Here is a 14,761-nt window from a genome sequence, read left to right as displayed (position 1 = left end):
AAAAAATTCAAGTTATTATCTTTACAGATTATGTTGCTGTGTTTGTATCTTTTTAGAATACACCAATATAATGGTTTCCAGGATTGTTGATCAATTTAGCCCCTTTAGTTACAGCTCCGGTAGGAATGTCGATAATATAAAGGTTTCCGTCTTTTCCAACTGGAGTAACCGCGATGTATAAATCATTTCCGTCAACTACAAAACCTTGGTACTGACCAAAATCTAAAGCCGGGTCATAAGCTATGTCTTCTACTTTTTTAGCTGTTTTTGCATTCAGGTCAACTCTTGCAACAAAACCTTGTTCTCCTGCATCTGCATGAGTATAAAGTACATAAGCAATTCCGTTTCCTGCATATCTCCATGCGTCGATATAAGATCCTTTTACTCCAAGAGCCGTATCTAGGCTAAAGTTATAAGAGTTGTCGTATTGATTGCTTTGGTTAATTCTTAAGATGTAAGAACCATTTTTTGTGTCTCTTTGAGTCGCTTGGTAAATATTACCGTCAGTTGCTAAAAAGCTATTAAAACTACGGAAACCACTTGTATCTCCAAAAGCTACTGTAGAAGTAATCACCTGTGGATTCTCTAAAGAAGGGTAATCAACAATTACAGATTTTGAACCTAAACGGTCAAATGTAGCTTCGTTTTGTCCGGTCTCAGGATTTGTTTTACGCATCCATGTACCAATGATTAATTTATTTCCGGCTTTGTTAAGTGTTGGAGCATCCAAACGGAAAAGGTGATGTCCTTGTGCTTCTTCCTGAGCAGTTAATGCAATTTCGTATTGTTTATATGCCGAAATTAAAGTTTGTTGCATGTTCAATGATACAACAGTTGCAAGTCCTCTGGTATGTTTGTAACTTTTGTCAGTATTAGTAACCACTACCGGGGTCGCTACATTTACAGCTACACCTGTTTTATCACCGTCAAAAAGTTTGTTCCATCTTGGTGATGTTCCGGCATATTGAGAGATATTTACTGTAGCTCCGGACTGCGCAAAGTTAGCAGCTCCGTTTACTTTATAAGTCATAAATTCACCACCGTTTGCACCTGTGTAAGTAATATTAAAAAGAGTGCTTCCATCTACAGATGATTGTAAACGAGCGGTTCTGCTTGACTGAACAGGAGATCCTTTTCCGTATACATCAATAGAAAAATTAGGATTTCTTGCATCTACCTTAGAAACAGAAAATACTTTTGTTCCACCGTTTCCGTCTCCTGGTTCTGTTTGCATCAATGCACCGGCAAGAGTAATCCAACGTCCCGGAGTTTCAGGTAATGTAGGTGGGGTATTATCGTTATTGTCGTTACTGCTACAACTTGTTGTTAGGGCAAATGTTGTAAAAACCAGACCACATGCAAGTAATTTAAATGTACTTTTTTTCATATTCATGGATTTAAAAAAATTAATTATATAGAGTATTAGAATTTATTGAGTGTGTAGTTTAATTTTAAATAAAAAGCCCTTCCTGGTTTTTGTACAGCAAAATTGTCATATACCTGTTCGTTTAGAATATTTCGGGCATCAAAGCTTACTATTATTTTTTTGTTAGGAAAAGCGTAACTCAATCCTAAGTCTTGGGGGAATTGAGTTGTTGTTTTATCTATTTCAAGCCATGACGTATAAAATTCTCCCACATAACCAAAATTGTAATACAAGTTCAGTTCAGAATTCTTTTGTAAAATATCTTTAAAATTATACTGAAGACTTCCGTTTACGGTGAAGTACGGCTCATTAGGTAATTGTTTATTATAGTACAGGAGCACATTTCCGTTTTTGTCGTATTTACTTTTATATAATGAATTAAATTTCGACATGTTCATGGATACGAATAATCTCTTATTGTATACATAATCAAATGAGGCTTCGAAACCCAAAGATTGTGCTTTTCCAAGATTCGCAAAAGGTGTTGATTGTACCGCTTCATTCAAACGGATACTAATGGCACGTACAATTTTGTCTGTAGAATTTCTCCAGAATCCGGATCCGGAAAAAGAGATTCTGTGTTGGTTAAAATCATAAGGACCAAATTTAATTCCTGCGTTTACATTTTTACTTTGTTCAGGTTTTAGTTCAGAATTTCCTATTATATTTTCTCCCGGTCTCCCGAATACTTCATCTTCAGAAGGCAGTCTAATCGCTTTTTCTGCAGATAATGAAACCATTGTTTTAGGGGTAACAAAATAAGAAGTGGCTAAACCGTATCCGAAAAATGAATTTGTGTTTTTAGTTATTTTTTCAATAACGGTATTTTGACCATTTTGAGAAAGGAGTTCAGGTTTTATTTCATTTAACTTCTGTTCATAGAATTTAGCAAAAACATTGGTTCTTAAACGGGAATCAAAAGCTTCCATTTCATATGCTAATGAAGAAACTGTTTTTTGTAAATCGCGTGTTGCCTCAAAATTGTTCTGAAATTCTGGTTTTATCAGGTCATTGTCATTTCTGTCAACCATATAAAACATATTGCTAAACACAATTCTGTTCTTCTCATTTATGTTATAGTTTAATCCCATTCGTGACGTAAGGATATTACTTGCGATAGTATTAATAGTTGGCCCGGCTTGTTGCGCTCCGTAAGTAGATAAAATAGGTTTACCATATAATCCCAGTGCTTTTTCGCCAAACCAATTGTAAGTCCATTTTACAGTGTCATTTAATGTTTCGTTTCTTTGGCTGTAAACTGCGTTTAAGGTAAAGTCAAGTCCTTTTGCAAGGAAATCTTTTTTAGCATAATTCAAGCTTATTGCTGTCGCATCCGCTTCTGTAAAACGGCCTTTATAAGGTCTTGTCATATATTGACCATGCTGAATCTGATTGTGGTCTTCAGAAACATTTACACCTATTAAAAAGTTATCTGCCCATTTAACATCTGTAAAACCAGCCTCAAATCTTCCTCCATATGAACGGTATCTGTTTTCAAAACGTTTGGCTCTAACATAATCGTAGCGTCCGTCTGGCAGGATATTGTAAACAAATTTCCCCCATACCTCATAATCATTATCAGAGTAATTATAGAACCCGGATCCTTTTACTGTAAAACCGGATTTGTCGCGGTATGTAGTATTAAAATTAGACTGAACTGTATTAAAAGAACCATAAGAAACAGAAGCATTCAAGGTATTTTTAGCTCCTTTTTTCAACACTACATTTATGGCTCCACCTAATGCATCATCTGCCAAATGAGCAGGGGTAACGCCTTTGTAAACTTCTATGCGTTCGATTAATGCGGGTGGAATACTGTTTAAATTGAATGATGAGCCATAGGTAGAAATTGGAATCCCGTCTATAAATACTCGTATAGAATTTCCCGTCATTCCGTTTACATTATAATCAACGCTAGATCCTAAACCACCATTTTGCCTGATTCGAACTCCTGCAGAGCGATCCAGTAAATCGTTTGTCTGAAGGTTTCTGGTAGCTGCATCTTTGGTGTCAATGACATTTACCGAGAAACCTTTTTCTGTAATCTCCTTTTTTATGGATTTTTTCTGAATGACAACTTCTTTAAGGTTCTTAGGATCATTTTTTTCTATTGAAATAGTAATATGAAAAGAAGGACGATTTATATGAATGTCAACAGTTTTAGTTTTGGCTTCTAACGAAGAAATTTCTAAAGTATAATTTCCATAAGCCAATCCTTCTATTTCAAATTGACCTTGATTGTCAGCAATAACAAATTTTTGTGTTCCTAAAACAAGTACCGAAGCCCCTGAAGTTGGCTGATGGTGAGGGAAACTTACTTTTCCGGTAATTTTTCCATTTTGTGACCAAGCAGAAAAATTGGCAAGCAAAAGAACAAATAATATAAATCTCATAATTAGTTTACATATCAATAGAAACGCAAACTTATAATATTGTTTATATTTAATCTAAATAAATACATTAGAAAATCATTAGAATTACATTAGAAATTCTAATGTTGGGATTTTGATATTTTTAGAACTTGAATAAGAATGATTTAAGAACAGGGATAAGGAGATTTTGTGTTTTTAAGTGGAGATCGGCAGGTCTAATATTAGAAGAAAACCCGGCAGGTTTTTATCACAAAGCATAATGTCATTAAGCTAATGTTTTTTAAAGAAAATTATGGTTATAAAAATTTGCATAAAGGCGCAAATGCGCAAAGAAAACGGATGTAAACTTGGCGAATTTGCGCCTTTGCGCGAGATCCATTCGGTAAAAGCATTATAGATTTTCCTTAACTTAATAACATTGCCCAAAGCGTGGGGTTTAATGTTTTTTTTGCGTGATAAAAAAATTGAGTTTAGTCTCTTGTATGAAAATGCATTAAAGTTTTGCCCTGAATTTTTTGATAGAGAAGTTTTTTGATTTTACCAGTTTTCCATTATCGGTAATCATTACGCAACTGTATTCTGGATATTTCTTAAGGAAAAGCAGACCTTCTTTTTGTCCTAAAACCATGAGTGAGGTACTAAGACCATTAGCCGTTTCGGCATTTGGACCAAAAACAGATACGCTGCACAATCCTGTGGCAGGATAACCTGTTGCTGGATTTATGATATGAGAATATCGTTTACCATTAAAAACAACAAACTTTTCGTAGCTTCCTGAGGTGGTTACGGCGCCATTATTTAATGGAACTACTGCAAATAAGGTATCCGGATGAAACGGATTGGTCATACCAATATTCCAGTCTTTGCCATTGGGTTGTTTTCCCCATGCCGTCATATCTCCGGATCCGTTTACGATTCCGGCTTTAATGCCTTTTGCGAGCATCATGTTTCGGCATTTGTCAGTCGCATATCCTTCTCCTAAAGCACCAAAACCTATCTTCATTCCTTTTAATTTTAGGAATATAGTAGATTGAACTGAATCTAAAATGATGTTTTTATAACCTACTTTTTCTACCGATTTTTTTATGGCTTCTGCCGAAGGCATCCCGGTCATTGATCCGTCAAATTTCCAAATTCTGTCCATTGCAGCAAAGCTCACATCAAAGCCACCATTTGTAGCTTTAGAAAACTGTATGGCTCTTTGTGTTAATTCAAATACTTCGCGATCTACTTTTATAGGTTTGATTCCGGCATTTTGATTGACTTGTGATACTTGCGAATCTGGTTTCCAGTCGGAAATTAGATTTTCTATTCGTGTAATTTCCGCAATGACTTCATCGATATTTTGTTCAGCCGAAAGAGAATCTTTAGCAACAATTGTAATATCAAATCGTCCGCCCATAAGCAAGGTTGTTCTTTTTCTTAGAATTTGTGCATTGCCGGATAAGCTGCATAAGATTACAGAAAAAAACAGGAAGGTATATAAGGTTGATTTATGCATGAGAATCGTTTTTAAAGACTGTTTTTAGTAAGATTTCAAATGTGACTTTAGATACAAAATATTGGTAGTTATTTATTCGAAATTTGTTAGCGTGCCATAGGTATGCAACAAAATGATTGCTATTGCGTCTACTGCAAGCTAAAAGCAACTGTTTAAATATATATCACCCCGCCGGGGCTCTTTTTTTTTGAATTTATAATTTTCTACCAATATTTAGTACTCTCGTTATGAAATTAATTGCACGAAAGAATTTGTGTAAATTAGTAAAATTCGTGTTTAGTAACAATCACTAAGTAACTGACCATTATCTTTATAATATGAAATGCTCTTCATTTCTCCGGCAAGACACAATTTATCCAGAATGGCTTCAACATCTTTTTGCATCGCAAGCGAACCGCAAATCATGATTACACCACCTTGCAGCAACAGATCAATAAAGAAGTCAGCATCACGTTTTATCAGGTCCATTACATAAAAATGTTCTGCTTCGCGTGATAAAGCCAGATGAAAACTTTGAAGTTTTTGCTTTTGGATCATTTCTGATGTAAACTTCTTATATTCTGAAACAGTTTCAGTTTCCATTCTGAATCCCGCATACAAATGTGTTTCTGTTTTTGCTTTATTTTGTTCAATCATTCCAAGGAAAGGAGCAATACCCGTTCCGTTAGAAATTAATGCTATTTTAGAAACTTTTTGAGGAAAATGAAAGGCTTTATTATTGATAATCCTTGCTTTGATAATATTTCCCGGCACCAGACTATTTAAGAATTCAGAACCTAAACCATGTTGGTGTAGTTTTACAACCAATTGAATATTTCCGGTATGTTTTCCAATAGAGTAGAGGCGTTCCCTCGTATCGTCTGCCGGATAAATAGCAAGTAAATCTCCAGAATTAAACCTTGATCTTAAATTGGCTCTTAGAGTAAGGATAAAAGTTGGCTCATTTTCAGAAACTAACGTTTTATCCAATACCATTATTTTTTGTAAACCCTGAGGAACATGATTGTATAGAGAAGGTGTTGTTGATAATGGAATTTCGTTTTTAGTACTCCATAATTTTATCCATTCTACAAATTCTGCAGCAGATTTATCATTAACTGTTTGAACTTCCAGAAAACGTTCTGCCCAATTCTGATTTTCCAGTTGTTTGTCAATTTCGTATGCAAATCCACAAAAATCGGGATACGCTTTCGAGCCAAAACCGACAACAGAATAATTGATTTTTTGTTGTTGGGGATATTTCTTTAAAAGTGAAATAAATTTATTTCCATTAGACGGAGCATCTCCTAATCCGTGAGTAGACGAAAAAATAATAATATGTTCTGCCTTCGGAAAAACAGTAAAACTATTCAATTCAGTAATAAAAGCTTTTTCTCCATGAGCGATTAATTGCTTGAGAATAGCATTAGCGAACCGCAATGAGCTTCCGTTTTCTGAACCAATTAAAAGAATGATTTTACTTTCGCCGGCTTTGAATTTGTTTTTAATACGGCTTGCTCTTCTTTTTAAAGTAATTGCAAAACCTGAATAGATAAAAAAGAGAATATTTATACTTGCAATGGCTAATATAAAAGCCCAGATTGCATTGGTTTTTCCGGTATGAAGATTAAGGCTTAAATCAGATAACTGAACCGTCATTGGGGAACGTTTTTCAGTCACAACAGCACCTGTAACCTGATTGACTTCGATTTCACGATCGTTTAACTGAATGATATAATATTCTTCAGGATCGTCTGTAAACGGAAATTCGATTTTCTTTACATCGGCCAAAAGGGTAGTTGTAAAGACGGATGGAGTTTTACCTTTTGGAGTTGATACAACCTCTATTTTTTCTTTTTGATTTTTTTCTTTACCCATAAAAAAGTTAAACCTTTCTAAAGATAAATACGTTCCGGTAAGTGCAATAATCAGAATTGGAATTAAAGCCAGTCTGCCTAAAACAACATGATAATATTGAGTGAAATATTCTTTGACTACTTTCGAAAAGAAATTACGAATGCCTCTTTGTCTGTTCAGAACAAGAGCAAAGCCTGAGATCGCGATTAAGACTAATAAAAAAGAGATTACACCCACAAAAAAACGTCCGGTTTCATGAAGAAATAACGAACGATGAAAACCGGTGACCCATTGTATGAATTCACTTTTTTTGATTGGCTTTCCTAAAGCTTTTCCGGTTTTGGCATCAATATAGGCATTGATATCATTACCATCCTGATCAATTGCCTGTAAAGCTACAAATTGATTATGATCTACGCTTAGTTCTGTTATTTCCGGATAGGCCTTTTTTAGTATTGGCAAAGTTTCGCCTAAGGTGATCTTGCCAAAGTTTTCTGTATGATACGGAAGTGTTTTTTCCTGCATCGCATCAACTGCCAGAATAATACCGGTTGCTGAAGCCAAAACTAAAAACAAAGAAGAGAAAAGAGCCAGAGCCAGGTGTGAGTAACGCCAAAAGGAAAGAGTCATTGAATGTAATCTATAGTGTAATCAAATGTAACTGAGAATTGGTTTGCCACAGATTAAAAAGATTTTCTTCCGGATGGTAAAATATAATTGTTAATCTTTTTAATGTGTCAACTTTGTCAAAGTTCAAAACTTTGACAAAGTTTGTTAGAAACGGTAAACTATTAAATCTTGTTTAATCTCACGTATCTAATATATCCTTTTCCTTCTGTTTTATCAGCTAATCCTTCAGTAGTTAAAGGAATTTCAAGATCACTTACATAGTATTTCTGATCTTCAACAGCAGATTCGAATCTTAGTTTATATCCTTTGTTAATTTTAGAATCTTCAATTTCTATGGTTGTAATACTGCGATCTCCACCAGTAACTGATGCTCCGGTTTTTGCACTGATATCAGCAGGTTTTTGAGTTTGAAATTTATTCCACTCCTTCAATGATTTGTACCATTTTTTATCGTCGCCCATTACATAAAGCGTTTTCTCATAACCACCGGTCGGGTTAATAAGCGAAACTACGATGTAAGCTCCTTCTCCCATGTAATTTGCCATTTGAAGCATACATTTGTATTTGCTCGCCTGTGCATTTGCCTGAAAAGAGATAAGACAGATTAGTGCGCCTGTTAACGCTATTTTAAATATTGATTTCATGTTAATTAATTATGAATTGTAAATTGTGAGTTATTAGTTATTGGTTATAAATTATGGGTTTGAGTTTCGTTTTGACTTATAACTCAACCCCATAATTCATAATTTTTTATTCTATTTTAAAAACTCAACAGATACGTTGTTTTTAGTTAGGGACTCATTTTCTTTGGCCAAAGCATAAGCACTTTCGTCGAATTCAGTAGTAACGTCTTTTTTAGCCCCAATTGATACTAAATATTTCATGATAGTATCATCTTTGGCAACCATTGCTGCTTTATGCAAAGCTGTTATACCATCTTTGTTTTTAGCATTCACATCAATATTTAAAGAGGATAATTTCTTTACCAGGTTCAAATCATTCTTGGCTGCAGCAAAGTGGTATAATGTGCTTCCGTCTTTTTGCGGCGTACTAAGGTTTAATCCTTTGTCCTGAAGTAATTTTACTTTAGCATCAAACGGATCTTTAGCAGCGTTAGCTTCACCACGTCCCGTTGGTCTGTAGGATTGTACCAAATAAACGCCTAAATTGTTTCCGTCTTTGTCTTTTACATTTACGTCAGCACCTTTGTTTAGCAAGGTTGCAACTGCTTCAGGAGTTCCTGATTTAACCGCAACTGTCAAAGCCGATTCTCCTTTTAGGTTTTGTGTATTGATGTTTTTTACTTTTGGTAATAGTAGTTCCAAAACAGCAGTATCTTTTGCTCTGGCCGCTACCATCAGGGGAGTATTTCCTTCCTTATCAGTTTTATTGGCATCTACACCTTTAGATAAAAAATAGTTGATAATTTCAGTTTGATTAGGTTTTGCAGCTAGAAAGTGAAGTACATTTTCTCCATCTTTAGTAGTTACAGTAGGTTTGATTTTTACTTCTTCTACTAAATATTTATATGTTTCAAGTGTATTCGTTTCTCTGCGGCTACCCTGAGAAGCAATAATAAGTGCATTGTCAGTATATTTAACTCCTTTTTCTAAAAGCTTTTTCAGAAATGGAATATTTCCGGATCTTGCAGCATAGTTAAATGCAGTATTTCCATCACTATCAACATCTTTCAAAGACATTCCTTTAGTGATAAAATAATCAGTAAGTGTTAGGTTTTTGTCTGCTGCAATAGCTAAAAGCAATAAGTTTTCTCCACTTTTATATTTTTTCTTAGGGCTTATTCCTGCCTTAAAAAAAGCATCGTACAAAGCTGTATTAGTTTGTCCGTTAGATGCAGCAAATACAATTGGAGTAGTGCCGTGGCTGTCTTCCAGATTAATATCAGAACCTTTTGCAATCAGATATTCTACCAGTTCAGTATTTCCTCTGTAAGCCGCCCAATGCAAATAAATACGATTATCATGCGTCATTTTACCTACTTCGTTTCCGGGTTGGTCCAATAAAAATTTAATAGTCGCTAAAGGTGCATCATTGTTAATAGCAAGAACTGTAGGGTCAAAAGCATTTGCATTTGCTTCAGCAGGATTGTTTCCTTTTGCAATTTCAGCTTTAACTGTGTTTGTATCAGGTGCATTTTTCCAAAAAGATTGTTCTAATAAGCTATTTTTTTGTTGGGCACTAACAAATAAAGTAGCGGCTAATGCAAAAGAGATAAAAATATTCTTTTTCATATGGAGATATTTATTGTTTAAATTGGTTTAAGGATATTTCTTTGTATTGTAAAATTCAAATAAGACCTTCAATCTATTTAGAATAATTAAAAATAACACAAATGTAAAAATTAATATTAGTAAATCAATTTATTTAAGGAATAAACTCGAATTTTAATCAATTTTTAAGATTTTAAATAATAAGAAAAAGGCAGGGAAATGACAAGATTCTTGGTTTTTGTTTGTATATACCTGAAAAAAAAAAGGAGATTAGAATGTTGTACTGTAGATTATTATAAGTTATAATTTGAAGAATAAATTCAATTCCCAGTACCGATTCTTTCTGAAGATTTATTACTATTTATTAATCGTTTCAATAATCTTTTCGCGATGGCTTAATCCCCAGTTTACCAAAGTTTCAGTTACCGGAAGAACAGATTTTCCGTATTCTGTAATAGCATAAACGACCGTAATAGGTTTTGTTTGTTGTTGTGTTCTGGAAACAAGCAAATTAATTTCCAGCTCTTTTAGCTCTTTACTGAGCATCTTGGCAGAAATTCCTTCGATTTCCCGTTGCATTTTTTTGAAGTTAATTACCTGATGTGTTCGGTTTGTTAAAAAACGCAGGATCATCAATTTCCATTTCCCTCCTAATATGTCCAGACTATCACGCATTGCCATAAGTTCTTCTGAACAATTTGCTTCACGTAGTATTCCGTTATCATTAATTTTTGCCATAGTAGTTTCTCATTGGTAACTGGTAACCTCGGGTTAACCAATAGCAAAAATAAAGTATTTGTATGATAATTTTGTACCATAAAAAATATAAAAATGAAAGCAATCATTTTACATCAGAATGGGGATTTTAAACTGGAAGAAGTTGATACACCGGAACCAATACACGATCAGGTTCAGGTAAAAATAGTGGCGGCAGGTTTTAACCCGATAGATTACCAAATGACCGAAAATGCGATGGAACGCAAGTTATTGCATTCAACTATATTAGGCAGGGAATTTTCCGGTATTGTATCTGCGATTGGCAAAAAAATTACTGATTTTAAAATAGGAGATGCTGTTTTTTGTGGGTCCGGAAGTATGGGATCAAACGGTACATATGCCAAATATATTTGTGTTCCCGCAGCGATCCTGATGCATTTGCCCAAGAATATTTCTTTAGAAGAAGGAGCCGCATTACCTTCTGTGGGATTGACAGCATTACAAATTATAAAGAGAATGAAAGTCAATAAAGATGATTCTATTTTTATAACAGGAGCTGCTGGCGGAGTAGGGAATATGCTCTTGAAATTGCTTCTTGCAAACGGGTATAATAATTTTATTGTGACGGCAGGAAACGAAAAGAGTATCGTATCATTATTAGATCTTGGCATAAAACAAAATCAGATTATAAATTATAAAAAGGATAAAGTTTACGAAACGGCTTTAGCATTAAATAATGGCGAAAACTTTGATTTTGTCGTTGATTTAGTAGGGAATGAGATGGCAGTTACAGCTGCAAAACTTCTAAAAACAAACGGAACGTATGTTGATGTTACTAATTTTTCTACCCCTGATTCACGCGAAACCCTTTTTAGTAAAGGTGCAACGATTCTCAACATATCCAATTATGCATATGGGTTGGAGAAACGATACGATTATTATAAAGCAGGTCTTGACCAATTGAGAAGTTTACTCGAAAATAAATCTATTATGCCACCAAGTATAGAAATAATGGGGGATTTAGAAGTTTCGACAGTATTAAAAGCACACACAATACTCCGCGAAAATAAAACGAACGGAAAGAAATTAATCATGCAAATAAACCAATTATGAAACCAATTCCGAGAAGGATCATTACGGGAATAAAAAACGGAAAATCAATAATTGAAAAAGATGCAATTGTATCAAATGTTTCAGAACATTTTCCTGGATTAATTATATCAGATATCTGGTCGACAGATTCTATGCCTGTAAAATTAGAAGAAGAAAAAGTGATCGAAAATACTGCTTTCCCACATACACCCAAAAAAGGAAGTTATTTCAGGTATGTTCAAATACCACCCGATAAGGATCTTGGAATTGTGACGCCCAAAGGTCAGCCACATCCGTTGATGCATCAAACTGAAACTTTAGATTATATCGTAATTCTTTCCGGTGAAATCTGGCTTATTGTTGATGAAGGCGAAACTTTATTGCAAGCCGGAGATATTGTCGTGCAAAGAGGAACCAATCATGCGTGGAGCAATCAATCTGATTTGCCTTGTATTCAATTGGCGATATTATTGGATGCAGAGAAATAAGGTTGTTGAATTTATGGCCCACGGATGACACGGATTCGCTATCGCGAAAACACGGATTTGCACGGATTTTTTATGAATTTTACTTAGTTTTAGCCTCATTTTTGTTTTTCGACGCAAAGAGAAATCTCCGCGAGAAGCTCGTCAAAAATTAGTGATTCTGATTGACGGTTTTGATTACCTATGATGGATTAAAATCCTTCCCTACAATATGTTTTTGTTCCTCCGGAACGTTCTTTAAAAATCGGAGGAATGATTTATTTTGCTTTACAACGGATTTTAATCCGTTGTAAAGCAAAAAAAGAAATCCGCGCAAATCTGTTTAAATCCGCATAAATCCGTGTGTCATAAAAACACCCAACCCTGAAACAAGTCTATTAAATTGATAGGATAAAAAAAGTTTCAGGTTTTGTATTAAAATTCAAATTATCTCTTTAAATTTGCCGCAGCAATGAAAAACAATAACCAGTATACAATTCATTACAACTGCAACACGATGTGTTGTGATGCTATGCGATGGTATGAACTGGCTTATATATAATAGTAAAATTATTTATTCCTGAAGCCTTTCATAATCAATTGAAAGGCTTTTTGATTTTTAATTTTAGAATTTCAGAAGCGTTAAGTATTTATGTCTGTGGATTTAGCAGGTTTAACTTGAATTATAAAAATGATTGAATTAAAAAATGTAACGAAGAATTTTCATCAGAAAAACCGAATTGTTTCGGCTTTATCAGATGTTTCTCTTAAAGTTCCTCCAGGGAAAATCTTTGGCGTAATTGGAACTTCGGGAGCTGGAAAAAGTACCTTAATTCGATGTGTAAATTTGTTGGAAAGACCAACTTTTGGAGAAATTATCGTAGACGGAAAGTGGTTAATGCAATTAACGAATGCACAACTGGCGATTGAAAGAAGACAAATCGGAATGATTTTTCAGCATTTTAATTTACTTTCCTCGAGAACGGTTTTCGAGAATGTAGCTTTTCCATTAGAATTGGCTGGTGCATCAAAAGGAGAGATCCAGACTCGTGTTTTAGAATTATTGGAATTGGTAGGTTTAGCCGAAAAAGCCAATGATTATCCTGCAAGCCTTTCAGGAGGTCAAAAACAAAGGGTTGCTATTGCGAGAACTTTAGCAAATAATCCAAAAGTACTTTTGTGCGATGAAGCGACAAGCGCATTGGATCCGGCAACGACAAGATCGATTTTGAATTTATTGAAAGATATTAATCGTCGTTTAAACATTACGATTTTATTGATTACCCATCAGATGGAAGTTGTTAAATCAATTTGTGATGAAGTTGCTGTAATCAGCCACGGAAAACTGATAGAACAAGGAAGTGTAGGCGAAATTTTTGCTGATCCTAAACATGAATTAACCAAGGAATTTATTGCTTCTTCCTTACATCTTGACATTCCGAGAGTATATCAGGAAAGATTACAAAAGGTAGATGGCGAAGGTTTGAGTCCGTTATTGAGATTAGAAATGACTGGGAAATCAGTAAATGAACCTGTTATTTCTGAAGTTTCGAGATTATTTGATACCAACTTTAAAATTGTCAGCGCACAAATGGATCAGGCCGGAGATGTAAATTTTGGCGTAATGCTGATTGAATTATCAGGTAAACGTGAAAATTACGAAGCTGCAATTGAATATTTTATTTCTAAACATATTAAAACAGAAATTATAGGTTATGTCTGATTCTATTATTGACTTATTATTAAAAGGAACCTGGGAAACCATCGTGATGACATTTGTGTCTGGCTTTTTTGGTTTTGTATTAGGACTTCCAACAGGTGTATTGCTTTTTCTTACCCGAAAAAATCAAATTCTGGAGCAACCAATTTTAAACAGAACTTTATCGATTTTAGTAAACATTTTTCGTTCTATTCCGTTCATTATACTAATTGTCTGGATGATTCCGTTTACGCGTGCTTTGGTAGGAACTTCTATTGGTGTGAGTGCCGCTTTGGTTCCGTTAAGTATTGGCGCGGCGCCATTTATAGCACGACTTGTTGAGAATAGTCTTCTTGGTTTGCCTTCAGGATTAATCGAAGCCGCAAGAGCTTTGGGTGCAACACCATTACAAATTGTATATAAAGTATTGCTTCCGGAAGCTTTGCCATCATTAATAAATGCCGCATCGATCACGTTAATCACACTTGTAGGTTATTCTGCAATGGGTGGAGCAGTTGGTGCAGGCGGATTGGGACAAGTTGGGTATCAATACGGATATATTGGTTATGATGCCGTAACGATGAATTCGGTTTTGGCATTATTGGTACTTTTGGTATTTATTATTCAATTTGCGGGTGACTTTTTATCAAAGCGATTTGACCATAGATAATACTTTGCGATTTTACCGCAACGAGCGTGAAGTTTTTTTTATGCTTTGTGAATACTTTGACATTTTACCGCAAAGTGCGCGAAGTTTTTTAATTAAGCGGTTTTATAAAAACACAAAGTTCGC

General features: G+C 34.7%; 11 protein-coding genes. 4 read left to right on the top strand and 7 right to left on the bottom strand.

All coding sequences use genetic code 11. The features are described from left to right. Nucleotides 1-52: 52 nt before the first annotated feature. The 7 genes from QLQ94_RS18285 to QLQ94_RS18255 all read right to left on the bottom strand — a co-directional run bounded on the left by QLQ94_RS18285 (nt 53) and on the right by QLQ94_RS18255 (nt 10,734). A complete protein-coding gene (locus QLQ94_RS18285) occupies nt 53-1,387 on the bottom strand; it encodes a hypothetical protein (protein WP_271334183.1) in 1,335 nt (444 codons plus the stop codon). Between the two features lie 35 nt (nt 1,388-1,422). Beyond that, entirely contained in the window at nt 1,423-3,819 is a 2,397-nt protein-coding gene (locus QLQ94_RS18280) for a TonB-dependent receptor (protein ID WP_271334184.1), read from the bottom strand. A gap of 472 nt (nt 3,820-4,291) precedes the next feature. After that, nucleotides 4,292-5,299 (bottom strand): FAD:protein FMN transferase, encoded by a 1,008-nt coding sequence (locus QLQ94_RS18275; RefSeq protein ID WP_271334185.1) that lies wholly within the window; start codon nt 5,297-5,299, stop codon nt 4,292-4,294. Between the two features lie 276 nt (nt 5,300-5,575). Continuing rightward, a complete protein-coding gene (locus QLQ94_RS18270) occupies nt 5,576-7,765 on the bottom strand; it encodes a PepSY domain-containing protein (protein ID WP_427401597.1) in 2,190 nt (729 codons plus the stop codon). 161 nt (nt 7,766-7,926) lie between these two features. Then, a complete protein-coding gene (locus QLQ94_RS18265) occupies nt 7,927-8,409 on the bottom strand; it encodes a DUF2271 domain-containing protein (protein WP_271334187.1) in 483 nt (160 codons plus the stop codon). A 111-nt stretch (nt 8,410-8,520) separates the two neighbouring features. Continuing rightward, on the bottom strand, nt 8,521-10,017 hold the full coding sequence (locus QLQ94_RS18260) for an ankyrin repeat domain-containing protein (protein ID WP_427401596.1): 1,497 nt from the start codon (nt 10,015-10,017) through the stop codon (nt 8,521-8,523). Nucleotides 10,018-10,353: 336 nt separating this feature from the next. Further along, the gene (locus QLQ94_RS18255; protein ID WP_271334189.1) at nt 10,354-10,734 is read right to left on the bottom strand and encodes a winged helix-turn-helix transcriptional regulator; all 381 of its coding nucleotides are present in this window, start codon (nt 10,732-10,734) and stop codon (nt 10,354-10,356) included. A 93-nt stretch (nt 10,735-10,827) separates the two neighbouring features. Between QLQ94_RS18255 and QLQ94_RS18250 the strand changes: the two genes are divergently transcribed. From QLQ94_RS18250 to metI, 4 genes are all read left to right on the top strand, one after another. Next, nucleotides 10,828-11,826, top strand: a complete 999-nt coding sequence (locus tag QLQ94_RS18250; RefSeq protein WP_271334190.1) for an NADP-dependent oxidoreductase — start codon at nt 10,828-10,830, stop codon at nt 11,824-11,826. Continuing rightward, nucleotides 11,823-12,293: a cupin domain-containing protein gene (locus QLQ94_RS18245; protein WP_482498060.1), complete on the top strand. Its 471-nt coding sequence runs from the start codon at nt 11,823-11,825 to the stop codon at nt 12,291-12,293. The genes QLQ94_RS18250 and QLQ94_RS18245 overlap by 4 nt, the downstream gene beginning before the upstream one ends. 667 nt (nt 12,294-12,960) lie before the next feature. Then, nucleotides 12,961-13,992 (top strand): methionine ABC transporter ATP-binding protein MetN, encoded by a 1,032-nt coding sequence (metN, locus tag QLQ94_RS18240; protein ID WP_271334192.1) that lies wholly within the window; start codon nt 12,961-12,963, stop codon nt 13,990-13,992. Continuing rightward, nucleotides 13,985-14,638 (top strand): methionine ABC transporter permease MetI, encoded by a 654-nt coding sequence (metI, locus tag QLQ94_RS18235; RefSeq protein ID WP_271334193.1) that lies wholly within the window; start codon nt 13,985-13,987, stop codon nt 14,636-14,638. The genes metN and metI overlap by 8 nt, the downstream gene beginning before the upstream one ends. Nucleotides 14,639-14,761 lie beyond the last annotated feature (123 nt).

It is taken from the genome of Flavobacterium sp. B114r, from assembly GCF_056824125.1.
This window is presented reverse-complemented; position numbering and strand designations above follow the sequence as displayed.

Excerpts from the sequence above, each read along its gene's own strand:
- QLQ94_RS18285 (WP_271334183.1), bottom strand. The coding sequence starts at position 1,387 with ATGAAAAAAAGTACATTTAAATTACTTGCATGTGGTCTGGTTTTTACA.
- QLQ94_RS18280 (WP_271334184.1), bottom strand. The coding sequence starts at position 3,819 with ATGAGATTTATATTATTTGTTCTTTTGCTTGCCAATTTTTCTGCTTGG.
- QLQ94_RS18275 (WP_271334185.1), bottom strand. The coding sequence starts at position 5,299 with ATGCATAAATCAACCTTATATACCTTCCTGTTTTTTTCTGTAATCTTA.
- QLQ94_RS18270 (WP_427401597.1), bottom strand. The coding sequence starts at position 7,765 with ATGACTCTTTCCTTTTGGCGTTACTCACACCTGGCTCTGGCTCTTTTC.
- QLQ94_RS18265 (WP_271334187.1), bottom strand. The coding sequence starts at position 8,409 with ATGAAATCAATATTTAAAATAGCGTTAACAGGCGCACTAATCTGTCTT.
- QLQ94_RS18260 (WP_427401596.1), bottom strand. The coding sequence starts at position 10,017 with ATGAAAAAGAATATTTTTATCTCTTTTGCATTAGCCGCTACTTTATTT.
- QLQ94_RS18255 (WP_271334189.1), bottom strand. The coding sequence starts at position 10,734 with ATGGCAAAAATTAATGATAACGGAATACTACGTGAAGCAAATTGTTCA.
- QLQ94_RS18250 (WP_271334190.1), top strand. The coding sequence starts at position 10,828 with ATGAAAGCAATCATTTTACATCAGAATGGGGATTTTAAACTGGAAGAA.
- QLQ94_RS18245 (WP_482498060.1), top strand. The coding sequence starts at position 11,823 with ATGAAACCAATTCCGAGAAGGATCATTACGGGAATAAAAAACGGAAAA.
- metN (WP_271334192.1), top strand. The coding sequence starts at position 12,961 with ATGATTGAATTAAAAAATGTAACGAAGAATTTTCATCAGAAAAACCGA.
- metI (WP_271334193.1), top strand. The coding sequence starts at position 13,985 with ATGTCTGATTCTATTATTGACTTATTATTAAAAGGAACCTGGGAAACC.